This is a genomic window from Persicobacter sp. CCB-QB2, from assembly GCF_001274635.1.
GTDB lineage: Bacteria > Bacteroidota > Bacteroidia > Cytophagales > Cyclobacteriaceae > Persicobacter > Persicobacter diffluens.
This window is the reverse complement of sequence record NZ_LBGV01000001.1, coordinates 1,664,846-1,690,839: the sequence shown is the minus strand read 5'-3', so window position 1 is coordinate 1,690,839 and position 25,994 is coordinate 1,664,846. Positions and strand designations below refer to the sequence as shown.

Sequence of the window (25,994 nt, the reverse complement as noted above, 5' to 3'; positions counted from 1 at the left end):
CCCTAACTTAGAATAAAGTGCGAACCCATTTAGGAAAATTGAATAATAAGCATTAAATCCACTCATACTTTACCCCCCAAACCCAAAAATCCCCCTATATTTACAAACTGGCCCAAAACGTGTATAAACCGCATTTTGGGAACAGCTAAATGGTATTTAAACACTTTATAAATAATATTTTTTCATGATCACAGGCGAGTTGAAATCGCAAGTCGATAAGATTTGGGAAGCATTCTGGACAGGGGGGATATCGAATCCGCTTACCGTAATTGAGCAGTTCACTTATCTGCTTTTTATCAAGAGGTTAGATGAGGAGCAGAACCGTAAGGAGAAGCGTGCGCTGCGCACGAAGCGACCGATCGATAAGCCTGTTTATCAGGAGCACCAGCAGGTGTTGCGTTGGAGCTCCTTTAAGGAAGATGCGCCGCAGGTGATGTTTGAGCGATTCACGCAACCGCAGGAAGTGGCGGACGGTCTGACGGTCTTTGAGCACATGAAAAGTATTGGAGCGCAGGAGGGTGTTTTTGCCCAACTGATGAAAGGGGCGACCTTCATGATTCCTACGCCAAGACTTTTGGCTTTGGTGGTGGATATGATCTCCGCAATCAATATGGATGATCGGGACACCAAGGGAGATCTGTACGAATACCTGCTTTCTAAAATGGCTACTGCCGGTACCAACGGACAGTTCCGTACCCCTCGCCACATCATCAAAATGATGGTGGAGATGGTGAAGCCACAGCGTGATGAGATCATCTGTGATCCTTCCTGTGGTTCGGCGGGCTTTTTGGTGGCGGCCAATGAGTATTTCCATGAGAAAGATCAGGAGGCCTTTATGGATGCCGACTTCAATACGCATTTCAATGCAGGCATGTTCAACGGTCTGGAGTTTGACAACTCCATGGTGCGTATTGGGGCCATGAACCTGCAACTGCACGGCATTGAGCATCCTCAGTTGCATTTTATGGATGCCCTGAGCGAAGACAATAAGATTGAAGAACAATACAGCCTGATACTCGCCAATCCGCCATTCAAAGGCTCTTTGGATGCCGATAGTGTGGAGAGCTCGCTTTTGCAAACGGTAAAAACCAAAAAGACCGAGTTGCTTTTCTTAGCCCTTATGCTCCGCATGATGAAGCTGGGTGGCCGTTGTGCCGTGATTATTCCGGATGGGGTACTTTTTGGCAGTAGCAAGGCACATAAGGATATCCGTAAGGAGATCATTGAAAATCAAAAGCTGGAAGCCGTGGTTTCCATGCCTTCCGGTGTGTTTAAGCCTTATGCAGGGGTGAGTACTGCCGTTTTGTTCTTTACCAAAACCAATAGTGGTGGAACGGATAAGGTGTGGTTTTATGATATGAAAGCGGACGGCTACAGCCTCGATGATAAACGTACCGCTGTTCAGGCCAATGACATTCCTGACATCATTGCCCGTTTTCATAAGCCGGAGGAAGAGGCAAAGCGTGCCCGTACCGAGCAGTCTTTCATGGTGCCCTTGGCGGAGATCAAAGCCAACGACTGGGACCTGAGCATTAACCGCTATAAAGAGATAGTGTATGAAGAAGTGGTTTATGATGCTCCTGCCGATATTATTCAAGCCATTAAAACCTTAGATCAGGAGCGTAGCAATGCACTCAAAGCTTTGGAGGAGCTTATGAGATGAGTTTTCCAATGATTGAGCTTCAAGAAATATGCACAAAAATTACTGATGGTTCTCATAATCCACCTAAAGGAATTGAAGAGGGATTATTAATGCTTAGTTCGAGAAACATCAATGCAAATGGCCTAGTGCTAGATGACGTTAGGTACTTATCTGAACAAGATTTTAATACTGAGAATAAAAGAACAGATGTCAAAGTTGGCGATGTTCTTTTGACTATTGTAGGGTCAATTGGACGAGTACTAGTAGTTAATGAATCTCACCCAAAGTTTACCCTTCAACGTTCAGTCGGCGTATTAAAACCTAATAAAGAATTAATAACCCCCTCATATCTAGGGTATATTCTAAGGTCTACTCCAATTCAAATAAAATTAAATGAAGGAGCTAAAGGCGTTGCTCAAAAAGGGATTTATCTTAAAGACATTAGGAAAATAAAAATCCCCCTTCCACCACTCCCAATCCAAAAGCGCATCGCTACGATATTGGACGAGGCGGATCGTCTTCGTCAATTGGATGCTGCCATGCTTAAAAAGTATGATCAGCTGACGCAGTCGCTGTTTTTGGAGATGTTTGGGGATCCTGTGACTAATCCGAAGGGGTGGGAGAAGAAGACCTGTGGTGATTTTATTTCTTATTTAGCTGATGTTGGTTCAAATGGTTCGAATAAAACTGTTGCGGAAAAACTGCAGATGACAGACAAAGAAGATTATGCCATCATGGTAAGAACTATGAACTTCACAAAAAATGATTTTACTAAAAATATAAAATACGTTTCTGAGGAAGTTTATAATTTTTTCAGCAAAACTAAAGTGTATGGGGGTGAAATTATAATGAATAAAATTGGTAGTGCTGGTGAGTTTTGGATTATGCCTCAGTTAAATAAGCCTGTTTCTTTAGGACTGAATCAATTTGTTATAAGGCTTACTGATATTAATTTATTTTACTTTTATTATTTTTTGTCTACCAATTATGGGCAAATAAATATAAAATCTAAATTAAATGGGGCGACAACTAAATCAATTACAAAGACAGCCGTTAGAGAATTGCCTATACTATCCCCCCTCTCTCCCTTCAAAACCAATTTGCGGAGCGAGTAGAAGCCATTGAAGCCCAAAAAGCCCAAATGCAGGCGACCGCTGCGAAGAGTGAAGAACTTTTCCAATCGCTCTTACAGCGAGCCTTTAAGGGGAGTTGGTGAAAGAAGCGCAACTTAATGAAATGGCGACTGCCTAAAAATATCAAAACCGTTTTTCGAGAGGAAAGCGGTTTTTTTCTTTTGAGGGGATAGGGGTTGAAATATAGCTAATTAAGCCTGTCAAAAATAAATATTGATATTGGTTTTTATGTTAAAATTCGATAATTAGCTTATTGATTAAATGAGCAATACGGATTGAGTATTTTTTGACTATGAGTAATTTTTTATACCTGCAAGATCACCTTCCTGAAATTTACAGCTGTGCGGTAGATGCGGAACAATTGGCCCTTAAATCGCCCAGTGCTTCGGCGGTAAGATCCCGCACCGCATTGGAACTGGCTGTACACTGGCTGTATGAACACGATCAGGAGCTGCACTGGCCCAGTATCAAAAATCAGCAAAGCCTGAGCGGATTAATCCACCATTTCAGCTTCCGGAATCTGGTGCAGCCTTTTCATCTGTTTACTGAGGTCAAGCTGATCAAGGATATTGGCAATAATGCCGCCCATGGTAAAAAGGTGAGCCGCAATGAGTCGGTGAAGTCCGTCAAATACCTGTATCGCTTATTGCGCTTTATTGGTCGTTATTATTTTGACGTTAAGGATTTTGTGGCTTTTCAGGATGAGCTCATTCCTGATGGCAGGGAGGAGGAACGCAGCAAGGGCGAATTGCAGGCATTGGTCAAAAAAGAGGAGGAGAAAACAAATGAACTTATTGCGGCCAAAAATGAGCTGGAAGCACAGAAGAAGCTCAATGCGGAGCTTTCGGCACGCTTGGCTTTTGTGGCGGAAGAATACACCCATACCCGAAAGGTAAATGCATCGGAGCTGGACAAGGCTGCCGTGCTGCCGCATGATGTGCCGGAAGCTGATACCCGTAAGCTGTTCATTGATCAGTCCTTGAAGGAAGCGGGCTGGAATAGCTTTGTGGAAGGTAGGGACATTGAATACGAAGTTACCGGCATGCCGGAGGTGACCAATCCGAGTGGTAAGGGCTATGTGGATTATGTGCTTTGGGGGATAATGGTCGTCCTTTAGCCATTATCGAGGCCAAGCGCACCGGCAAGGAAGTGGCGTCCGGTCGTGCGCAGGCGGTCCTGTATGCGCAATGTCTCGAAAAGCAATTCGGGCAACGACCTGTCATTTATTATACCAATGGCTTTGAGACCTATATGCTGGATGATACTTTTTATCAGGCACGGCAGGTTTATGGATTTTATACCAAAGCCGAATTGGAAACGCTGGTGGACCGCAGGACCAAGCGGCAGGATTTGAGGGGTTTTGCCATTAATACGGATATTGCCGGTCGTCCCTATCAGCTGGAAGCTTTGCAGCGTATTGCAGAATCCTTTATTACTGACGATCCTCAAGGAGGCATCAGAGGGAATCGCAGGGAGACCCTCTTGGTGATGGCTACCGGAACGGGAAAAACCCGTACGGCCGCTGCCTTGGTCGATATGATGACCCAATGCAATTGGGCGAAGCGGGTGCTTTTTCTGGCGGATCGCAAGGCTTTGGTTACTCAGGCCAAAAAAGCTTTCAAGGCACACTTGGAGCATTTGTCGGGCATTGACCTGACCAAAGAGAAGGAAGATAAAAATACCCGACTGGTGTTTTCTACCTATCCCACGATTATGAATAAAATCGACAGCCTCCGTAATGGAGACGAACGATTTTATGGCATCGGGCATTTTGACCTGATCATTATTGATGAGGCGCACCGTTCAGTTTATCAGAAATATAAATCCATTTTTGACTATTTCGATGCGCTCTTAGTCGGGCTTACGGCTACTCCACGAAAGGACATTGACCGGAATACTTATTCCCTGTTTCATATTGAAGATGATGCGCCCACTTTCGCCTATGAATTGGAGGAAGCGGTGCGGGATGGATATTTGACCCCACCCCAAGGGTTGGAGCTCAAGCTGAAATTTCCTTTTGACGGCATCAAATACAAGGACCTGAAAGAAAAGGAAAAGGAGGAGTATGAGGAGAAATTCGGAGATCCTTCAGAGGGGGAGGCACCGGAGGAAATTGAAGGTGGAGCGGTGAATAAATGGCTGTTCAATAACGATACGCAGGACAAAATCCTGCAACAGTTGATGGAAAAAGGCATCAAGGTGGAAGAGGGAGATAGGATCGGGAAGACGATCATCTTTGCCCGAAATCACCGGCATGCCATATTCCTGAAAGAGCGTTTTGATAAGCTTTTTCCGGAATATGATCCGCAATTTGCGCAGGTGATTGATAATCAAACCGAGAAAGTTGAAAGTGTACTGGAAGACTTCTGCTATGACAAGGAGGAGAAATTTCCGCAAATTGCGATCTCGGTGGACATGATGGATACCGGAGTTGATGCCCCCAGAGTGGTCAATCTTGTCTTTGCCAAGTTGGTGAAGTCTGTGTCCAAATATTGGCAGATGATCGGTCGTGGTACACGCCTTTGTCCGGACTTATTCGGACCCTCGCAGGATAAAGATCACTTTTTGATCATTGATTGTGCGGCCAACTTTGAATATTATGAGCATATCGGGGAGGGTCAGGGGAATCGCATTGCCAAATCTTTGACCCAACAGATCTTTGAAGCCAAGGTAGAGCTGGGTTATGCCCTGCGACAGTTTCCAGAGGCGGATGCAGCGGGGCTGGCGCTGGGAGAACAATTTTTGACAGAGGCGCATCAGGCCATTGCAGCATTGGATCCGCAACGTTTTCAGGTGAAGCAGGAAATGCGTTATGTCACACGATTTTCACAAGCCAGCACTTGGGAGCAGTTGAAAAAGGTGGATTTGGGTGAGCTCTATGATCATGTCTCCAAATTGATTCCGAGCATAGGGGAGGAGGATATTGATTGCCGTCGTTTTGATAAAATGATGCTGCACTATCAATTGGCGTTGCTCGAAGAACTGCCCACGGATCGTTATTCCCAACAGCTGATTCTGATTGCTAAAGGCTTGCGCAAAAAAGGGAATGTGCCTGCGGTAAGCAAGCAAATGCCGGTTATTGAGCGGGTCTTATCGGAAGCTTTTTGGGAAGAACCGACGGTGCCTGCACTGGAAAAGGTACGATTGGCGCTACGGGAAATCGTGAAGTTCATCGAAAAGGAAACGCAGGAGATTGTTTATACCGCTTTTAAGGATGAACTGAAAACCGGTGATATTAAGATTCGGGATACGGACCGGATTATCAATACCGCACATCAATTGACGACTTACAGAGAGCGGGTAGAACATTACCTGAAGCAACACCGCCATGAAACGGCCATTCACAAATTGACGCACAACATTCCGATCACCAGTGCAGAGCTGGAGCAATTGGAGCGTATTCTTCATTCGGAGGAACTGGGTGGCAATCCGGAGGAACTCAAAGATGCCATGAAGGACAAACCTCTGGGGGCCTTCATTCGAAGCATTCTCGGCTTGGAGCAGTCCGTAGCCCAAAGCCTTTTTGCGGACTACCTGAACAACCAAAAACTCACGGCCACGCAGATGAACTTCATCAATATGATTGTTCAATACCTCAAGAAGAACGGGGTGATGGACATTGGTCAGCTCTATGAAAGCCCGTTTTCTCATATCCATTCCGATGGTATTGATGGCGTGTTTGGCGATCAACAGGCAGATCATATTATTGGGATTCTGGAGCAGGTGAACCTGAATGCAGGCGGGGTTGGAGTGGCATAGGTTGCTCTGTTTAATTTATTTTTTCAACCATTACAACTAATTATACTCAGGATGAGTAACGTGAATCCATTAACTATAGACCTTAGTAAGGCTTACCGTGTGGTAGTAAAAGAAGGTGACGATTATAAAAATGAGAATAGTTTATTTTTAAACCTGTATCAAAGAGCAGAGCATCATGTTCAGGAGATTTTATCACAAAATTTGAAGGCCAGTAACTCTGACAATCTTTCCAATAACGTGATTGCCTTTTGTGGAGATCGTGGTACTGGAAAAAGTTCGGTGATGGTGAGTGTGAAAAATGCACTGTGTAAGGATTATTACATTCGAGAAAGTTTCTCCGTGAATTCGAATAAGGGCTCTATAGGGTTCACTGGGTTACCAACCATTGATCCTACTATGATGGAGGATAATGACGATCTGATCAAGGTCGTTTTGGCCTATATGTTTGCTGAATTTGAAACGCAACTAAAGGAAAACCCTGGTTTAAAGCAAAGTCTGAAGCGAGAGTTATTGAAGGAGTTTGAAGAAGTATTTCAAATATTACAAGCGATTCATAAGGGGTCAATTATGGACGGAGAATGTCTGGAAGCATTGAGCTTGCTGGCTTCTGGAACAAAATTAAGGGAGCGTTTTGAAAAGCTGGTCAAGAAGTATTTAGAATTTGTTGAAAAGCAGGTGCTTGTTATTAGTATTGATGATTTCGATCTGAATATTACTAAGGCATATGACATGGCTGAACAGCTTCGTAAGTATTTGAACTGTTCCAATGTCATTGTATTAATGGCAGTGAAAATTGAGCAGATGCATGAGGCTGTGGAACAGGCTTTTTGGGTGCAGTTGAAAAATAAAAGTCAAATTAGTAAAACAGAGGAGTTGGTTGATAAGCCTTCTGAGATGGCTGACAAGTTCATTCAGAAATTAATTCCTATTGATCGAAGGATTTTGATGCCTGAAATGGGAGGGTACTCTAATGATGAGGAATTTAAGTTGAAGCTTGTTTTTGGCGAAAAAACAGTGTTTTCGTCTGGGGATCAGTCTCATACCCTCGAGACGGCATTATTGAGATTGATATATGATACTACCGGACTAATCTTTTTAATTCCAGAGTATGGTTTACACTATTTAGTCCCAAGCAATTTACGTGGATATGTGAATTTAATGTCTATGTTGTGGCATATGAAGCCCAAGGAGAATCAGTTATTAACATCCACGCAGAAACTTCAAAATCTGAATCTATTTGAAGAGTATTTATTAAATGATTGGTTAAAGGGCTTGAATGACTTAAAGTTAAGTGAAATAGCTCATGAGTTCTGTTTAGCTCAGGATGAAATTAAAAATCGATTCATTATTGATAGCTTGTTTCGATATTTTTCAAAAAAAGTGGATGTAAAGGCAATTGAAGATTGTTTGCCAAGTTCTTATGGAAATGGTGATCCAAGAAATGTTTCTTTTGGTGATGTGAGTCATTTTTTGTCGAATTTGACGAAAATCAGATCTTTAGAAGGGATCGTTAAATTCAAATTTTTAATAAAGTCCTTGTATACAGTAAGTGTAAATAAGATTGTTTTAGATAGTGGGGGGCTCAAAGAGAAAAGGATTCGCTTGTTGTTGAAGAATTTGATTTATAGTGAGGATAATCGGTTGATTAGAAGTTCTCAAGAAGGTGAATCTCGGATCTACTTTAAAAATATTGGAAAGCTTGGTGTTTCAGATGATTTTATTCTTCATTATGGGGTCTGGTCGAGTAAATCAATTTTTTTTAATTCGAGTATTATTGAAAAATCATCCAAAAGCAATGTTAAAAAGTTTACATATGACTTCTTTTATCCGTCTATCAGTAAAATTAAAATAATTGATAGTAAAATTTGTAGTATATTACCTTTTCAAAGTATGCAACTTCTTAATGCCTTTTTTGATAATGTTGTCAAGGAAAAAGAAAAAAAGGGGTTTTCAGAGGATGAGAAGAATTATAGTAGTTATCATGATAATGCATTAAAGGCTATGGGTACCATTTCTAAAAGTAATGAGTTCTTGTCAGACGAAATAAATGAAATAAGAAATGGCATGGTTGAATTCTGGGAGGAGCATTACCAAAATTCATTATCGGTGTTTTCAGAAGTAAATTCTCCTGTCCCTTTGAGAGAGAAAATCGAAGGGAGATTGAATTATATAGAAGAAGACATCCCTAAAAGTGTAAATGCTAATAGGAATACATGGATGAATTTTTTCGAGAAATTAATAATACCTTTTGGGGATGACAAGATTGACTCATGGTTGAGCGAAAATAAAAACAAATTAAGTGTAAAAGGCTCATTTAATAAAACATTTAGATTGTATGTTTCGGAATTTAAAAAGGTGTTAGAGGGAAGGGCGTTCGATTTAGATTTAGGTTTGGATTTGGATTTAGATTCCAATTAATATGAACAGCCTCCGCAACATCATCAAGATCCTCTTTCAAAAGACTAAACCAGAACAATTATTTTATTTATACCAAAGTGGGAATCTAAGGAAGCTCCCTCTTTTTGAAAATTACGATCAAAATCATTTTAATGTCTTAGGCAACGAAACTATTCCATATTTAAGTAAAGACGAAGTGAAGTGCGTTGAGCAACTCTTTCGATCAAAATTTAAGATTAAGTCTGAAAAAGAACCTACTCATGTCTTTGATCCACTTCGCTATTTCGCTCAGGAAGTTTTATTGAAAAAAGAGGGGAGCCCCGTTATAAAGTATGAGCATTTACTTCGCTGGCGAGAGACTACTCATCTCTTAGGAGAGGATTTGGTCACCACTGCCTTCATGGCCCATGTGGACCTGGAGCAAACAAGAAATCGAACGGATTTTTCATGGCGCCCCATTGTGCCTACGGACAATGTCCGCTTGAGTAATTTGTTAAAGAAAGGGGTGGCGGAAAATCATTTTCACCTGAAAGGTTCTGCCCCTCATTTTGAGCTTTCATGGATGGCGGTAATGAATCAGCTTACCGGATGGAAAAAGCACTTTAAGGGAGATGCGGATTGGTTTTTTGAGAATTCAAGGCAAGTGGTAGGTTTAAGCACTTCCATGCAAGGAGAGGGCTTCGCCTCAGGAGCAGACAAAGTGCGTAAGGCAGGAGTGATACGTATTTTTTTGCATAGATTGCTAAATGCTTCCCCTAATGGAGATTTTTCAGCCAAGCAAGTAGAATGGCATCAAATTATCCAATCTGATTGGAACGAACATCAGTACTTGAACTTCGCTCAATCCGAGATTGACCTAGAGAAATACGAGGCTTTTCGTTATGCGGGGAGTAAATTAAGTTATCCTTGCCCTGACTATGCTTTGCGTCAAAAGCCGGAGGACTGCCTGATGCCCCAAAACTTTATACTGACAGGTGAACGAGCCTTTTTGTATCAAATTTTCAAAGTGATTTTTGAGCATGATATAGGGCATCCGGTATGGCAGTATTTGGATTTATTTTATCTCTATTTACTGATCAAGATAGAGTTTCGGCAGGAGTTCATTCAGGTGAATGAGAAAATAGGTTTCCAGAATTTTGCGGATTATCAGGATCGAAAAGGTTGTTTTTTGCCTAAGGGAAGCACTTACGAGGCGGCAATGTATTATTTGGCAGTGAATGCTTCTTTTGGCAATCAGCGTATTGTAAGCTTTGAAGCTCGCATTGCGCCGCAGGTCTCTCCCTCCCAATTGCATAGAACGTTATGCCAAATTGATCATGCGGTTACTCAAAGCCCCTTTGAGTCTGAACACCGGTATTCGGATAAAAAGGAGCAGGCGGTAAGTGATGAGCTATTGGCAAATATGGCGACACTGCTGAATGTCCCTACTGCATCACTGAAGGGTTTAGTAACAACAGAGGGAATGGCGGAAGCGGAATATCCGGAGCCTACCCTTGATGATTTCTTTTATACCATTCACTTCATAAAGCTGTTTGAGGATAAGAAATGGGGAAAGGGTCACTTGTCGGAGGCATATTGTCGGAACTATGATATGCGTCGTACGGTAAAGAAGCAAGCACAGGCATTGGCAAAATTACGGGATAGTATGTCAAAGAAGGGGCTAAGAGTCCTGGGGATTGATGCAGCAAATTCAGAGTTTGCCTGTCGTCCTGAAGTCTATGCACAAGCCTTCCGCTTTCTGAAAGGACATAGAATTTCCGGTAAATTTGCGCATTTTGATATTCAGCATGATAAAGTTCCTTTTTTGCGTGCCACTTTTCATGCAGGGGAAGATTTTTATGATTTGGTGGATGGTCTGAGGACCATTGATGAAGCCATTCGCTTTTTAGATTTAAGACATGGAGACCGGCTGGGGCATGCGATGGCTTTGGGTTTGCATGTTAAGAGCTTCTATGCCTTAAAGCAGGGCATGATCACTTTGCCCAAACAGGTGTTGTTGGATAATCTGGCTTGGTTGTTAATTCGGGTAAGAGAATATCAGATTCAGGATTACCAGGGGGTATGCATGCGACTGGAGCAATGCTTCAAACATCTTTTTCAGGAGTTGTACGGAGATGAGTGGACCAAGGCGCCCTGTCTGTCTACTTATTATGATGCCTGGCTGTTAAGGGCGGATCAACCGGAGTTGTATCAAACTGCTATTGATACCTTTACCGAACCTCAGAATATTACCTATTGGGAACGTTGTAGACTTTCGGAGGATAAGGAGGTAAGTCAAATACGAAAAACGAGTAAGGACGCCCGATTCCTTTACCAATTGTATCATTACAGTGGGGAGGCTAAAAGAAAGGGCGCTGAGATTGAGGAGTTTTCTGTGCCGAGGGGCTATGCACAATTGATCAAGGCCTTGCAAAGAGCAATGGCCCTCGAAATAGAACGAAAGCACCTGGGGATTGAATGTAATCCATCGTCCAACTTGTTAATAGGCCCCTTCAACCGATATGATGAGCATCCCATGCTGAATCTTTACAATCGGGGATTAAACGGGCATGATGATCAGCATGCGCAACTTTTTGTCTCCATTAATACGGACGATCAGGGTGTTTTTGGTACTTATTTGGAAAATGAGTATGCCGTAATGGCTAAAGCATTAGAGAAAATGGAAAATGAAGACGGTAGCCCGAAATACCGTCCAGATGCCATATATGATTGGCTGGATAGGGTCCGCCAAATGGGAATTGAGCAAAGTTTTAAACAGGATATTCAATATGATTAGTTTTTTATGGGAATTGGTGAAATTGTTGGCAAGGGGGATTCAGTGGTGTTGGAACTATTTTTTTAATAAAAGCCTCGAAGATTCAGAGGAAGTGGTTGCTGGACTTCAGGAAGAGGAGGTTCTGGTATTCAATAATGCCCTTGAATTTAATAAAAAGACGATTGATTGGTACAGCAATAGTATCCGTTTTAATCGTCCATGGGCAATTGCTATAAGAAGGGCCATGTTGGAGTTTTTTTGCTATGGAGTACTCTTACCCTTATTGGTTAATATGGAGGAAGTGAAGGTTATGTTGCCTGGAGTTGTTCAGGAGAATGCCATCGCCTTAGGTTATATTTCATTTGTGTTGGCTGGTTTTTTTAAGCTTTGGGATAATCTCAATAACTTCTCTTCCAGCTGGTTTCGTTTTACCCAGACCAAAATGGCATTGGAGCAACTGAGAGATCAGTACCTCAATGATATCAATAAATATGCTCTCGCCCCAAAGGGGAATTCTGACTTGTCCTTCATTCAATTAACAGAAAAGTTTTACAAGGATTCTCATGCGCTCATCATTGAAGAGACTAATGTTTGGATAAAGGAGTATCAGCAGCAGTTGAGCAAGTTAGAAGGGATTGTTGCGGAGAAAACGGTTTGATTGGTTAGGAGACTAGAGTTGGAGTATAGAGGGTTTCCGTTTTAATATTGTTTTTAATTCAACCATTTGTGAGGTGAGGGAGAAGATTTTTTAAAATAAATAGCTGATGGATTCTTTAGATTTAATATCAAGATATAAAAAACGTATTCAAAAATCGGGTAATCAAAACGAGCTCTACAAATGGGAATTATTGAAGAAGTATAGAGGTAAACCAGATGTAGAGGCTGATGATTTCCAGGCTGAGATAGCCTCTTTAAACTTCGGGAATTTATTATATCACTTATCTGTCGCAGTTCTTAAGGATATTTCGAAGTATAGCTCCCAGGATTTGCGAGAGGCCTTCCGCTATTTATTCGATGAAAAACATCCTTTGCAACAACGGATTGATGAATTTAAAAGGAGAACTAATTCATTATTTGAGGCAATAACGCCTGGTAAAAGCTCATTTCAAGATGAGCGATCTATTTCTGTATATCTGGCGTTTTTCGATGGAATAAATATCCATTGTATAAAAGTTCGTATTATGGGAAGTTTTGCGAATTCCTCGGGATTGAAAAAAAGAAGGCCGGAGAAAAGTACGTTCATTATATAGAACTTCTAAATGATTTTATGCTCAAGCCAGTGGCTCAGGATCAGGAATTACTATCCTTAAAGCAGTCCTATTTAACAGATGATTGTTTTGTTGATGAAGGAAATTTGGTGTTGGCTCAGGATGTATTGTACCATGCTTTTGATCTAGAAGAGTATGAACAGGAGGAATCGAAAAATGAAGCTAACCCTAATTGTGATTATTATATATTAGGCTCCAAATATGGAGGGAGCCAAGATGTGTTTCCAGCCATGTTGGACGGGGATTTTGTTTGTGTAGGCTATGCCAATGGAACAGATTTAGGAGGCATGCTTGATCGTTCTTCAGAAGAGATCGTTGATTTTTTAAAGGAGAAAGGTGAAGCACCGGCTGCTTATAATTGCTTGAAGCATTTTTTGAAAATTAAGGCCGGAGATAAGATTGCGGTCAAGGCTGATGGCAGTCCGAAAGGTAAAATGGGCTTTTTATCCATAGTAGGGATTGCAGAGGTAGTTGATGGAAGCGATTACTATATTTATGATCCTGAGGGTTATGGGCACTGCATAAAGGTGAAGTGGTTGGCAGCACCAGTTTCACAGTCATTTGATATTGGGGGGTATGGGCGAACCATTCATAAACTCTCCAATCAAGAGCATATTTCCCGGATATTTGAAACCGAATATGTCAAGAAGATGCAATTTCCCTTAAAAAATGACCATTTAATGGATAACCCACTCAATCAAATCCTCTATGGCCCTCCGGGCACTGGAAAGACCTACCACACCATCAACAAAGCCCTGGAGATTATTGATGGTCATGTTCCCGGAAAGCGAATTAAAGCAACCGAGCGCTTTAAGGCGTTAAAGGAAGCAGGGCAGATCGTTTTCACCACCTTCCACCAGAGTATGACTTATGAGGATTTTGTAGAAGGGATCAAGCCGACGACAGAAGAAGGTGCAATTAGCTATGAGGTGCAGGCTGGCATTTTTCGAAAAATATGCGAAGGAGAATTTCCATCAATTGTTGGATACAAGTTTAATGGCAATGAAGTGATTCGAGAAAACGATTGTGAAATCTATTTAAAAAAGTCTAATGGTGGAGAACTCCCTTTTTCCAAGGCCCTACTCAAAGAATGTTCTCGATTTTTAGAGGCAGAGGGATTAGAGCAGTTCGTCAAGAAAGAGAGCACTGACCTTGTTGATAGAGCGCAATACCGTTTAATAGAGCCCTATATTGTTAATGGGTATCTCAATTTGATTAATCCTTTGGTCAAACATTTACAATTCATATCAAGTGAGAAGAACTCAAGTTTCAATCAGCCAAAAGTTCTCATTATCGATGAAATCAATCGAGGGAATGTTTCTGCCATTTTAGGTGAACTAATTACGCTTTTGGAACCGGATAAAAGGCTGGGAGCATCAGAAGAGCTGAAAGCAACGCTTCCCTACAGTAAGAAAGAGTTTGGCGTTCCCTCCAATCTTTACATCATTGGTACCATGAACACTGCTGATCGGAGTGTTGAAGCGCTGGACAGTGCTTTGCGTCGCCGTTTTCATTTTGAAGAGATGCCTCCAAGGTATGATTTAGCCGACTTGAACAGAGATATTGCCGGCTACAATTTAGGTTCATTGCTCCAAACCATTAACGAACGAATAGCAGTATTGCTGGACCGTGATCATTTGATAGGGCACGCCTATTTGATCAATTGTACTTCTGAAAAGGACCTTGAGAATACATTCCAGCGCAACATCATCCCTTTGTTGCAAGAGTATTTCTATAGCGACTATGAAAAGATTGCTTTGGTATTGGGGGAAGGGTTTTGCAAAGAGAAGGAGCATCAGGTTGTTTTTGCTGGTCAAAAGAACTATTCCCACGCAGGAAATAAACAGTATGAGTTGTTGAATCCTACCGGAGAAGCATTCATTGAAGCCATAAAAAGGTTGATGAATGGCTAGAATCACCGTTTTTGAACATGGGCAATTAGAGGTTGGCCATACCTGTACTGGAGTGAAGTTTACCCAAGCGCATTACGATGCCTTGGGTAAATTCCAGCGCCAACAAGCAGACAAAAATGGAAAGACGGATTATTTTAGTCTGCTTTTTGGTGCAGTGAAGTTTGCTCAATATGTGGGTGTTTTACAGGTCGGGGAGCTTACCATAGAGGTCTTGCCCAAGGCAGACCGGGTTGCCGGGGAAGGATCTGAAGCAAACTATTGGCGTAATCAATTACTACAAATGCTACGTGCCGTCGGTACTTTACCCGTGCAGGCCCCATCCTTTTCCAGTCTGTACGTGCAGCAATACGATATCCTGGAGCTCTATTTTGAGTTATTTGTGAAAGAGGTTGATGCATTCATGCGTTTAGGCTTGATAAAGCAGTATCGGCAACAATCAGGGAATACCAAAGCACTCAAAGGAGCGCTATTGTTCGGGCAGCACCTACAACAAAACCTGATACATCAGGAGCGTTTTTATACTCGCCATACGGTTTATGACCAGCAACATCTACTGCATGAAATCCTTTTTGAGGCTTTGATCCTCATAGAGCGTTTGTGTAAAGGCCATGCTTTACAAGGGCGTATTGCACGTCTATTACTTGACTTCCCGCCACAGCAACGTATAAAAGTCCATGAGGGAACTTTTTCAAAATTAAGTTTTGGCCGGAAGCAGGCTCCTTATCAGAAAGCGATTCACATTGCGAAACTGCTACTGTTGAACTATCATCCGGATGTTGTTTCGGGGCAGGAGGATGTGTTGGCTCTGTTATTCGATATGAATGCCCTTTGGGAACGCTTTGTCTTTGTCAACCTTCAACAAAACACGGATTGGGAGATCCGCGAACAAGTGACGAAGCTCTTTTGGACAGGGGGTAATAATTCCTCTGATATGAAGGCCGATATTGTCTGTCGGCACAGAAATTCACAGCGGGTTGTAGTTTTAGATACCAAGTGGAAAAATATTAATGGAAATGCTCCAAGTCCGGAAGACTTACGCCAAATGTATGTGTACGCAGATTACTATGGTGCCAGCCGGGTGGCATTGGTTTATCCAGGAAAAGAGGATAATCGTGTTTGTGGGAAATTCCAGAAACTTAGTGAAGGGCAGGAGGAAAAGGTTTGTGAGGTGGTTCAGATTGCTCCAAGAGAAGACCTCCGTAATTGGGAAAAGGGATTCAGTCTGTTGTGTTTAGGCTCGGTGTCCGGTGGTGTTGTTAAAGTATTACATTCATTATAGAGGTAAATAGCTTTTTTATCTCTTACCTGGTTATCGTTATAAATGGTGATTGGTCGTGGAATTCCTTTTCACAGGAACTCTTTTTGTTACTAATGATGCAGACAGTTACAGCCAGCTTGTTCCTTGCTTGATTAAGTACAGCCGCAAGAAAGAGTATATACAGAAAAGTAGTCTATGAATTATCTGAATGATTCTCAGGTTATTGAGGGGTGGAAGAAAGTAATTCTCCATAAATTTGAAAGCAGCATCAGTAAATATCCTAAATTGTAGGAGTATAAATATTTTTTAGCCCAATGAAAATGAACAACAAAATAGATTTCACAAAATACGACCAGTTCCTGAAATTTTTAGCAGACTTCATTAAGGAACTTCCTCCTGTTGAGCAGTGGGTGAAAATGGAAGAGCCGGCAATAGAAGCTATGGTGACCAAGATGTTGGAGGGGAGAAGTGAAGAGGTGTACTTTGAATATATGGCTTTTCATGTTGAAAATCGGGAGGAGGCGCTTTTGAAGCACATGCCCTTCGATCAGTACAATTACTTCATGTTTATGAGTGAAGAAAAGAAGCAGCAGCGGCTGGCAGAACTTGAGGCGCAGTTTGGAGATCGGACAGGCAGAGGCTCGCGCTTTGATGCGGTATACTTGAGTACAGGGAACCCTGAAGATAAGAGAGGAACACCCTGTTGGGGCCTTATTGGTGAAGGAGGGCTGGAAAAGAAGGACCAGCAGGTGTTAGAAGCGGCCGGATTGAAATACCAAGTATTAGGCTTTAATAGTGGTATATCAGATTGGGGAGCCTTCTACCAGGAGGAGCAGGTCAAAGCATAAGCCCTGACCAGGCGAGCTCCTCACCTCTAAGGGAAGCTCGTTTTTTTTAGTATTTGATGGATTGAAATAGGACGTCTGCATTCTGATCTGCGACCTGTCCTTTATACCATATTGATGAGGATCCTTTGGAGGGTTGTTCCAGTAGGGAAGTCTGCTTCATGAAGGTGTTAAAGTCTTCAAGGTTTTTCTGACCTTTTTTCGGGTCGTACAGGCTTGTTTGGAAGGTCATCACAAGCATGCAATAGTGGTCGTAACTTTTGCCATCCCCTGTTTTGGCGTTTACGGTGCCTGCTAGTCCGTGTAATAGCTGGTATCGGAGGTCAAAGAGTGATGCTTTCGGCTTTGGGAAATAGCTTTTGATGAGCCCTTCAATGCGGAAATCGGCATTGGTGTTTTTCCCATTTATCCGTTTGGTTCTTGCCTCCAAATAGGGCTTTTTAATCCGTGGACCAAAGCTTTCGTCCACCTTGGCTTCAAGGCCAACAAAAACGTGCTTTCCGCTATCAGTGATGGCTTCAATGCCCAAATCATGCATGCGCCCTTTGCCATACTCATCAAACCGCACTTCATATTCCGGAATAAAGCGTTTGCCAATCGTTCATTTAAAAGCTACAAAAGGTTTGGAGCTCTAATAATGGAAACGGGATTTAACCCGAATTATTCACCGCTAGATTTAGTTAATTTCTTTAAGTGACTTAGTCTCAATCTGATAAGGTTGTGTTTGGCCATTTGTGTATAGCTCAAATTTGGGCAAGCTTGCTTTCTCCTCATTTATCTGCTTTGTTGGAAAAAACTCGAAATAGGAAACTATTCCTTCATTTTTTCCGCCTTGCAGCTAAACGACGATTTAAGCATGCATTATTCGGGTTAATACCTGTCCAACATTGAATCAAGAAACTGAGAAATTCCCGTATTGATAAACACTAATTGTTCACTTCATAATAATTCGCGTAGGATTCTAGCTCCAGAACCCTGTGCTTTAGGATATTTATTTTTTCCTTCAGTATTATTATGGGGTACATGGAGCCTTCCAGTCCTTCGAATTTTGCTTCAATAAATACGCATTCAGCCTGATAATATTTCAACCAATTTCGCTGTGACGCTCTGAGTTGGTTTTTAAGGGTTCCCTCAGTAGGAAGAAAACTCATGACTTCCTTATATTTTTTATTTAATTGAAGGTCCCAATCCAGTAACTGTTCTTCAAGGCAAGCTTTATTTGCTGTATTTGTGAAACTTCCTTCAGCCATACAGTTTTCATATTTTTGCTCAACAGGATGTTTTTGATCTTGAGCCTTGAGGGTAGCTGCAGAAAAGATGATGATTCCAAAAAGGATTACTAATTGCTTCATGTTGAAGATTTCGAAAGGTTACCGTTTAATTTTTTATGGGTGTTCTATGCCCTGAAGGAGAAAATGAATATCGTCTATGAATCTTTTTCTCCGGATCAAGGGAAGAGGCACTATCAATTTTTAAGGTGAGGTCTTCTTTAATCATGCCATACAAATTATAGATTTCTCCGTATTCACCATGAATATTGAAAGACTCTACCGCATTTCCCTTTTCATCATATACTACCATCAATACATGATGGTCAATGGGACTCATTCCGGATCCGCTATAAACTAAGCCCACTAATTTTGGGGATATTGGTATTTTAAAAGCCGCTAAATAATCCAAATCCTTATTTAAAGGGGTATTAAAATGGATTGATTGAAAAAAGGAGAATCTGTTGAAATTTTATTTTTGATTCCTCTTCCGATGGCTTTCCAGATCGAATCAAAGGCATAAGGATATTTGATTTCAGAAAAGGAACTGAGGTATTGGGTGAATTCCGGATGCTCACTTGTGAATAGGAATGGAAGAGTTTGGGATTCCCTCTGATTTTTGGTTGAGGTGTGAGAATTACAAGCACCTAAAAATAGCAGGAGGGAAATAATGGTTCCCATTATTATATTATTCGTATTCATTGGGATTGTCTCTGAATTTCCAAAATGTGGTCTCACCAATTTCCATTTTTAATTTTTGAAAATTCTCATCAAGCTCGATTTTAGGGAGAAAGAATTTTTCAATGGTTGCTGGCTTAATTAGAGTTTGGGTTTCTTTGGCTCCCTCTATAACCTTGTCATCGAAAGGGCCATTTACAATTTGTCCTCCTTCTAATTTAACTAATAACTGAGTTTCTAAAGTTAAAGTGTCATTGGAAATTTTGAAAATGCCTTCGCTAGAAAGCTCTCGATCAAGTTGATCCCCTTGGGACTTTCGATATATAAATTTCCCGTCTGGGAAAAAGGTGTAAGATTGTACCCAACCGGATGCCATTACGGGGGATTTTTGCCAAATACCAACTACTACTTCTTTTGTTGTTTCTTTTTTAGCACAGGCAAAAGAAGTGAGCACTATTAAATATATGATTATATTTTTCATTTAGTATTATTTTTTTATCCAAATATAAAAGTCACAAATTAGATTTCCACCAAACCCACTTGAGTAAACCATCTCACCAAAGGTTGATCCAGCCTGAAATATTTTTAGATTTTTCATGGTATTTGTACCATCTCCTCCGTATCCTCCAATTAAAGTAGCAATATGTCCTGATCCTCCTGAAGGGTTTTTCCAAATAGCATAGGCTAAACCTCCTTTTGCTGCATATTTTTCAGCCTCTTTATAGTCGATAGGTTTGAATTGGTGCGTATCAGAGTTGTAGTGACCCTTTTTAAGGTTGTCAAAAATACCATTTGCATTATATTCTTTATTCTTATACCGTTGAAGATTAGGAGCATCGTATTCCATGCCTATTTTCGTTGCTGCCAAGTTGCAGTAGGTTATGGATAGGGTGGCCTTATCTTTTTCAGTGGAATATTCCTGATCAGTTAAGGTGATTTTTCCAGCCAAAGTGTAAACTCCATCACTGTATGTTCTATATACTTTTAAATGTTCCCCAGATGCTTTGTCCTTATGAACAATTAAGATGTTATTGAAAGTGATGTCATTATAAGTTCCTGATTCCCACCTTTCATCTCCTTTTAAATAAGCCTCCTTATTGTTTTCCAAAAAATCAATTCCAGCTTGTCTTGCTTCGGCGTTTAGAATTTCCTTATCATTGCCTTCCTGGTTTGTAGTCTCTGTACTGGCCTTTGTTTTTATTTCCACCCCAATAATTTCATCAACAATTTTTTTCTGCATCAGATTTTGATCCCTGGACGTTGTTAAGAATGTCGATAAGGCATTTGACATTTCTTTTAATAATGTCTTATCCCAGCTCGCCATAGTCGATTTTCCAGCATTTACGGCTAATGCATAAGCGAAATTATCTTTGGAAGTCCAGGATAATTTTGAAAAAACAGCTTTAATATCATCAGGGCTTTTAGCAGCAAAAGGAATTATGGCTCTCGCAAAGGCGGGCATGGTTAAATCCTTATCATTATACTGCTGAAACAGCTTATTTACTGTGACAACGCGGGTTGGATTGGCTTCTTGCTCACTTTCCGTATTTCCTGATGTAGTGTTGTTTTCTGATTGGGTAGATAATAGGTCTAAATTTTTTGTGGGAGAGGGGATGACAATATTGTCCAAAGCCCAGAAGTACCCTTTTTCGCCTCTCTTTTTGTGTAATTCCTGGTTTGCTTCCTCTATTAATGTCACTGATGTTCCAAACTTCGACGCAATCATTGCATTACTCATGCCTTTCCCGACAATATAGTAATAAGAAGTGGAAGGATTTGCCACTTCAACAGCAGGACTGTTTGTTGCTGTTTCAGTTTCTGAAACAGTTTCTTCCGTAGAAGGAGCATTGTTTTGCGTACTATTATCTAAAGCATCAATATTTTTTGTGGGGTTAGGAATTATGATAAGGTCTCCCGGCCAAAAGTAACCTTTAGCCCCCTTTTATTGTAGAGCTCCTGATTTTCATTTTCAATTGCTGCGACTGAAACACCAAATTTTTTGGCAATTGCAATATTCCCAAACCCTTCTTCAACTTGATAAGCATAGGAAGAACCATTTTGGGAATTAGTCCTTCATTTTCCTGATGGTTCTCGTTAGTTTCAGTTCTTTCGACAACTTCTGTATTTGAAGTAGATAGCGTATCATTTTCCTTTTGGTCTGATTCACTGGTTACCACTACGGATTTATTACTTTCTAAAGCGGAAATAATATGATTTAGATAGGCCAGTCTTAATTGGTTTCTTCGGTATTCTCCTTTAAGCGCAATCTGTTGATCATAAAAATTTTCTGAAAAATCTCCGGAAACTCTACTCATTGTTCCCAAGTTGTCAAAATAAGTATCAAAATAGCCGTCTTCATATAATTGTCTGACCGCTTTAAATTGTTCAAGGTCGTTATCAATATTGTCGACTATAGCTTTATTTACTTTTGCGACTCTGTCATATGCATAAGTTCCTCCCTGATAGGCCAGATCTGTAATAAATTCCACCATGGCGGGGTGTAAATTATCCCATTGTTCAGAGGAGAGTACATAACTTCCCTGCTGTACTCCATCCTTTTTTTCCCTTGAACGGGCATTAACATTTTTTGAGTCAGCAGTTGTACTGGTTGCAATATTTTTGGCTTTTTCCGTATATTCCGGCAATAAGGAGGCAAGTAAGTTTACTCTGACATTTTCGTTTATTTTGCCAATTGCTTGTTTATTATCTGTAACGAACTTTTTGGCTTGGTCTTGTTTTAATCCTGCCCCTGCGCTTATTGCAGTAGCTTGATTTAATTCCATTCCAGCAGCTTGTAAGGCAGCAAGAACTTCTTCTTTACTTCTTGAGCCTATGTCGTAGCCACTTCCAATGGTTACACCGGAATTGCCTCCCGGCCAATGAATATATAAACTTGTCCCTTCGCCTATTTCAGTTAATTCTCCGGAAGTAATTTCCATTTTGGGAGTCTGATTTGGGCGGAAGTCTGTTGATCGGTACTACTATTGGCTTGCTGAGTTTGGGTTTCCAGCTGATTTGATGAAAATTCAGAATTTCCTAGCAAAACGTCTAAATCAGGAAGGTGATCTGTGTTTACTCTTGCAGGGTCCTGCGATTGTTGATTATTTCGATTTCTTGTTCCGGTATTTCTTTCTTCTACCTGCGCTGAAAAACTCATATTATAGCCAAGATTTTTACAAGCCTAAATATATTCCTAAATTCACAAATTATTGATACTAGAAAAGGAAAATAACATATAAAATGATAATTAATGATATTTTCATGCTGATAGAGGCTACTCAGGTTGCTTTTTCAGGGAAAGAGGAAAATTTAGATATGAATTTTTCTGGTCTATCAGAGCAGCAGATTTTAAATATTTTTGATCACTCTGAGTTTAAGAAATCACTCCCTTTTAATATTCATCCGATTGAATATTTTATTTTATTATGTGCGGTTGCCCCACATATTTACCCGCCCACCTTTAACAAGTTCTATGTTTCAATTAATAATAATAAGCTGAGTGGAGTCTATTTGGGAGGAGAGGTTCATGCGGAAAAGCAGACCTTCTATCCAACTATAGAGACGGTTATATTTTTGTTAAATGGCTTCAAAATAAAAGAAAGGATCAGTATGATTCCACTTTTTGAGGGGTCAAATACCGTAATAGCCCAAAATCTGATTCAGGTGGAAAAGGTGGAGTCTAACAGATCTTTTACAACTTCCCAGTTAATTCCTACCGGAGAATTGTTTGCTTTGATAAGAGGCCTGGAGTTTAAACCAAAATACGGTTCTGGTTTTCCTGCCTCCCTACTGGAAACTAAAATGGAATGGGAGGATTTAATTCTGCCCTATCAGACCTTAGACGGTTTAAATGAATTAAAGCTGTGGATGAAGCACCGGCAAAGGCTAGAGGATATGCCGGAACTTAGTAAAAAGGTGAAGCCAGGTTATCGGGTATTATTTCATGGTCCTTCAGGTACAGGAAAAACTTTGACCGCTTCATTAATTGGAAAGGCATTTAATCTTCCGGTTTATCGTGTGGATTTAAGTATGGTGGTATCAAAATGGGTAGGAGAAACTGAAAAAAATCTAAAGCAACTATTTGATGTAGCCGAGAATAAAAATTGGATTCTTTTCTTTGATGAAGCAGACTCCATTTTTGGAAAAAGAACTCAGACAAACAGTTCAAATGATAAATATGCTAATCAGGAGGTCTCGTATTTGCTTCAGCGGGTAGAGGATTTTCCGGGCTTGGTTATCCTTGCTTCAAATTTAAAAAGTAATATGGATGCTGCCTTTAACAGAAGATTCCAGGCAACCATTACCTTTCCAATGCCGGACGAGGAAACCCGATATTCATTATGGTGTAAGGCTTTTCCTAAAGATTTTAAGCTTAGTGAAGAAATTGACTTATGGGAAATAGCCAGAAAATATGAGTTGGCCGGCGGGGCTATCACTAATATTATTCGTTTTTGTTCTTTAAAAGCGTTTGAATCCGAAGAATTAATTATTCAAAATGAAGACCTGAAATATGCTATTACAAGAGAGTTTCGAAAGACAGGAAAATCTGTGAAGTGATTCTTCATATGTTAGACAGTCAAAGCTGAGGTTGAAAGCTAAACCCTAAGTTTTTTCTCCACTTTTTTTGGCCTGATGAGTTAAATGAGGGTTGGGTGGTAAGGATTTCGCTTATAAACGATAGCCTTTTTGTCCTTCTTATCTGTTAAGGAGGGCTGAGTTTCATTCTTTTAAATATATAGTAATACAAAGTCGATGGTATACTTGTGGAACAAAATATTGGGCAAAAAAATCCCTGCAAGTATCAAACCTACAGGGATTTATTTTATGTCATTTTTTATCTATTTGCCTATACAAAACTTACTAAAAATATTCTCCAGCAGATCATCCGTCGTTACTGTTCCCGAGATTTCTCCCAGATAGTGCAGGGCTTCTCGGATGTCCATCGCCATCAGGTCACCCGGTATTTGGGCGACAATCGCATTGGTCACATTGTCCAGCGCCTGTTGCGTACGGATCAGGGATTCATAGTGGCGGGCGTTGGTCACCACCGTATTGCCAGCCTTGATCTCCTGCATATTCACTTTGGACACCAGCTGATCTTTCAGCTCCTCCAGGTTTTCCTTTTGCCCGGCAGAGATGAAAATCCAGCCATCTTCTTGCTTCAGGGCTTCCAGGATTTCCGGTTTCGCCTCATCCATCTTATTGCCCACCTTAATAAATGGGATGCTGCCTTCCTGCAGTTTAGCGACTTCTTCCTGAATATCCTCCAGTCTTTCTTCTGCCAAATCAAACAGATAAATGATCACCGCCGCCTGCTTCATTTTCTCACGGGTACGCTCCACGCCAATCGCTTCCACCTTGTCTTCCGTTTCCCGAAGTCCTGCCGTATCGATAAAGCGGAAAGACAAACCTTCCAAATGAATCTCATCCTCAATAAAGTCACGCGTCGTTCCGGCGATATCGGAAACAATCGCTTTTTCCTCATTCAACAGCGCATTCAGCAGGGTAGACTTTCCGGCATTCGGCTTACCCGCAATCACCGTCGGCACGCCATTCTTGATCACATTACCCAGGTCAAAAGAATCTACCAGCTTCTTGATCACCTCCTGCAGGCGATCTACCAATCCCTGCAATTGCTGACGATCCGCAAATTCTACATCTTCTTCAGAGAAGTCCAGTTCCAGCTCAATCATAGAGGCAAAGTGAATCAGTTGCTCACGTAAGGCTGCAATTTCCGCGGAAAAACCACCGCGCATCTGATTCATGGCCGCCGCATGTGCCGCTTCCGAATCCGAATGAATCAGGTCTGCCACCGCTTCCGCCTGCGCCAAATCGAACTGTCCGTTCATAAAGGCACGTTTGGTGAACTCACCAGCACGAGCCAGTCGCGCACCCTTTCTCAAAAACAGCTGAATCATCTGCTTGATGATGAAAGGGGAGCCGTGAGTAGAAATTTCCACCACATTTTCCTTGGTGAAAGATTTCGGTGCAATAAAAAGCGATACCAAAACCTCATCCAGAATCTTCTCCCCATCGCGAATGGTTCCGAAGTGGATGGTATGGCTCTCCTGCTTGCTCAGGTCTTTACCCTTAAATACCTCATTGACTATACTGATCGCTTCATTTCCCGACAACCTGATCACTGCGATGGCACCTACTCCCTGCGGAGTCGCCAATGCCACGATGGTGTCGTCCATAGCCGCTATTGGATTCATATTTACTTCTCCTGTTAATTTCGCCACAAAGGTAGGGATTTTTTTTCGCACCCCCTTCTCCTATGACCACATTCGTCAGCTGTATAAACGGCAAATCGAAATGTACCCATTTTGAAAAACCAAATGAGCACATTTTTTCAGCACAAATTCGAGTTTTAAACCCAATTAAATCCTATCTAAATGGAATTCAATCCCCACCAGCCTCAAGAACAGGAACTTTATTATTTAAATGAAAATGGATTTTCGAAATACTGTCGAATCTTTGGTTAGAAAGGGAGCTGGCTTTGATCAAGGAGTCCCGCTCCTGTACAATATTCGAAATATCAAGCTTTTGGGTATTGGAGGTGGTGAAGTTGCTATAAGTCGTAAGGCCTAGAGCAGCGAGTGAAATGAAAACTGTAAATAGGTTCAGGTACCACTGATTTTTGCCTTTTTTTTCCTGTTTCTGTTTTTCTTCCCATATTTTGGAGAAACCACCAGCTGATAGTAAAAAGAAGTATGATTTCTTATTTAAAAAGACATCATAAACAAAGACCCCTTCTCCTTCTTTAATTTTTCGCTTATTTTCTAGAAAAATCAAATCAAAAGAAACTAATTGATCGATTACTCCAGGAAACAAGGGGATACGTTCACCATTTACTTTTATTAACTCATCTCGATCCACCCTCCCATAATTTGCTTGGGTATAGGTTAAGGCAGCTTTTGTCGAAATGATTTTTAATAACTCTTCATCTAGTATTTGGGAGGTTTCTTTATCATAAAAGTAGTTCGATGGATCAATCATATCAAAAAGTATCAATTTTAGCCCCAATATACCCCATAAAAAGAAAACCCCCAACGGTTAATGTTGAGGGGTATGGTTT

21 protein-coding genes are annotated in these 25,994 nt (G+C 41.0%); 12 read left to right on the top strand and 9 right to left on the bottom strand.

The genetic code is table 11. The features are described 5' to 3' along the window. Positions 1-184: 184 nt before the first annotated feature. From NG22_RS07705 to NG22_RS07660, 11 genes are all read left to right on the top strand, one after another. Positions 185-1,663 carry a class I SAM-dependent DNA methyltransferase gene (locus NG22_RS07705; RefSeq protein ID WP_053405211.1) on the top strand — a complete coding sequence of 493 codons (1,479 nt, stop codon included), beginning with the start codon at positions 185-187 and terminating at the stop codon, positions 1,661-1,663. A gap of 8 nt (positions 1,664-1,671) precedes the next feature. Then, a complete protein-coding gene (locus tag NG22_RS07700) occupies positions 1,672-2,757 on the top strand; it encodes a restriction endonuclease subunit S (protein WP_172674344.1) in 1,086 nt (361 codons plus the stop codon). Positions 2,758-3,067: 310 nt separating this feature from the next. Next, complete coding sequence (locus NG22_RS18010; protein WP_216597609.1) at positions 3,068-3,892, top strand: DUF4145 domain-containing protein; 825 nt, start codon at positions 3,068-3,070, stop codon at positions 3,890-3,892. Beyond that, positions 3,868-6,534 (top strand): DEAD/DEAH box helicase family protein, encoded by a 2,667-nt coding sequence (locus NG22_RS07695; RefSeq protein ID WP_216597608.1) that lies wholly within the window; start codon positions 3,868-3,870, stop codon positions 6,532-6,534. The genes NG22_RS18010 and NG22_RS07695 overlap by 25 nt, the downstream gene beginning before the upstream one ends. Before the next feature lie 51 nt (positions 6,535-6,585). Continuing rightward, positions 6,586-8,952 carry a hypothetical protein gene (locus NG22_RS07690; RefSeq protein ID WP_053405209.1) on the top strand — a complete coding sequence of 789 codons (2,367 nt, stop codon included), beginning with the start codon at positions 6,586-6,588 and terminating at the stop codon, positions 8,950-8,952. A gap of 1 nt (position 8,953) precedes the next feature. Further along, positions 8,954-11,707 (top strand): hypothetical protein, encoded by a 2,754-nt coding sequence (locus NG22_RS07685; protein WP_053405208.1) that lies wholly within the window; start codon positions 8,954-8,956, stop codon positions 11,705-11,707. After that, on the top strand, positions 11,700-12,344 hold the full coding sequence (locus tag NG22_RS07680; RefSeq protein WP_053405207.1) for an SLATT domain-containing protein: 645 nt from the start codon (positions 11,700-11,702) through the stop codon (positions 12,342-12,344). Before NG22_RS07685 ends, NG22_RS07680 begins: the two co-directional genes overlap by 8 nt. 106 nt (positions 12,345-12,450) lie before the next feature. Then, on the top strand, positions 12,451-12,936 hold the full coding sequence (locus NG22_RS07675; RefSeq protein WP_053405206.1) for a hypothetical protein: 486 nt from the start codon (positions 12,451-12,453) through the stop codon (positions 12,934-12,936). A gap of 17 nt (positions 12,937-12,953) precedes the next feature. Then, complete coding sequence (locus tag NG22_RS07670) at positions 12,954-14,867, top strand: AAA family ATPase (RefSeq protein WP_053405205.1); 1,914 nt, start codon at positions 12,954-12,956, stop codon at positions 14,865-14,867. Continuing rightward, positions 14,860-16,146, top strand: a complete 1,287-nt coding sequence (locus NG22_RS07665; protein ID WP_053405204.1) for an McrC family protein — start codon at positions 14,860-14,862, stop codon at positions 16,144-16,146. The genes NG22_RS07670 and NG22_RS07665 overlap by 8 nt, the downstream gene beginning before the upstream one ends. Before the next feature lie 299 nt (positions 16,147-16,445). After that, complete coding sequence (locus NG22_RS07660; RefSeq protein WP_157600921.1) at positions 16,446-16,973, top strand: hypothetical protein; 528 nt, start codon at positions 16,446-16,448, stop codon at positions 16,971-16,973. 46 nt (positions 16,974-17,019) lie between these two features. On the opposite strand, the gene NG22_RS07655 is transcribed toward NG22_RS07660, so the two are convergent. The 7 genes from NG22_RS07655 to NG22_RS07620 all read right to left on the bottom strand — a co-directional run bounded on the left by NG22_RS07655 (position 17,020) and on the right by NG22_RS07620 (position 22,073). Further along, entirely contained in the window at positions 17,020-17,538 is a 519-nt protein-coding gene (locus NG22_RS07655; RefSeq protein ID WP_053405202.1) for a hypothetical protein, read from the bottom strand. A 358-nt stretch (positions 17,539-17,896) separates the two neighbouring features. Next, positions 17,897-18,322, bottom strand: a complete 426-nt coding sequence (locus NG22_RS07650) for a lysozyme inhibitor LprI family protein (protein ID WP_053405201.1) — start codon at positions 18,320-18,322, stop codon at positions 17,897-17,899. Between the two features lie 25 nt (positions 18,323-18,347). Then, positions 18,348-18,578: a hypothetical protein gene (locus tag NG22_RS07645; RefSeq protein ID WP_157600920.1), complete on the bottom strand. Its 231-nt coding sequence runs from the start codon at positions 18,576-18,578 to the stop codon at positions 18,348-18,350. A gap of 348 nt (positions 18,579-18,926) precedes the next feature. Then, positions 18,927-19,397 carry a hypothetical protein gene (locus NG22_RS07635; RefSeq protein ID WP_053405198.1) on the bottom strand — a complete coding sequence of 157 codons (471 nt, stop codon included), beginning with the start codon at positions 19,395-19,397 and terminating at the stop codon, positions 18,927-18,929. A gap of 6 nt (positions 19,398-19,403) precedes the next feature. After that, positions 19,404-20,654 carry a hypothetical protein gene (locus NG22_RS07630; RefSeq protein ID WP_053405197.1) on the bottom strand — a complete coding sequence of 417 codons (1,251 nt, stop codon included), beginning with the start codon at positions 20,652-20,654 and terminating at the stop codon, positions 19,404-19,406. A 193-nt stretch (positions 20,655-20,847) separates the two neighbouring features. Further along, positions 20,848-21,855 (bottom strand): pesticin C-terminus-like muramidase, encoded by a 1,008-nt coding sequence (locus tag NG22_RS07625; protein ID WP_053405196.1) that lies wholly within the window; start codon positions 21,853-21,855, stop codon positions 20,848-20,850. Next, positions 21,831-22,073 (bottom strand): hypothetical protein, encoded by a 243-nt coding sequence (locus tag NG22_RS07620; protein ID WP_053405195.1) that lies wholly within the window; start codon positions 22,071-22,073, stop codon positions 21,831-21,833. The genes NG22_RS07625 and NG22_RS07620 overlap by 25 nt, the downstream gene beginning before the upstream one ends. 83 nt (positions 22,074-22,156) lie before the next feature. Between NG22_RS07620 and NG22_RS07615 the strand changes: the two genes are divergently transcribed. Beyond that, positions 22,157-23,473 carry an ATP-binding protein gene (locus NG22_RS07615; RefSeq protein WP_053405194.1) on the top strand — a complete coding sequence of 439 codons (1,317 nt, stop codon included), beginning with the start codon at positions 22,157-22,159 and terminating at the stop codon, positions 23,471-23,473. 281 nt (positions 23,474-23,754) lie between these two features. Here NG22_RS07615 and mnmE read toward each other — a convergent pair whose 3' ends face one another. Together mnmE and NG22_RS07605 are read right to left on the bottom strand one after the other, a co-directional pair. Further along, on the bottom strand, positions 23,755-25,131 hold the full coding sequence (gene mnmE / locus NG22_RS07610; RefSeq protein ID WP_053405193.1) for a tRNA uridine-5-carboxymethylaminomethyl(34) synthesis GTPase MnmE: 1,377 nt from the start codon (positions 25,129-25,131) through the stop codon (positions 23,755-23,757). A 187-nt stretch (positions 25,132-25,318) separates the two neighbouring features. Then, positions 25,319-25,969, bottom strand: a complete 651-nt coding sequence (locus NG22_RS07605) for a hypothetical protein (RefSeq protein ID WP_172674343.1) — start codon at positions 25,967-25,969, stop codon at positions 25,319-25,321. Positions 25,970-25,994: the final 25 nt, after the last annotated feature.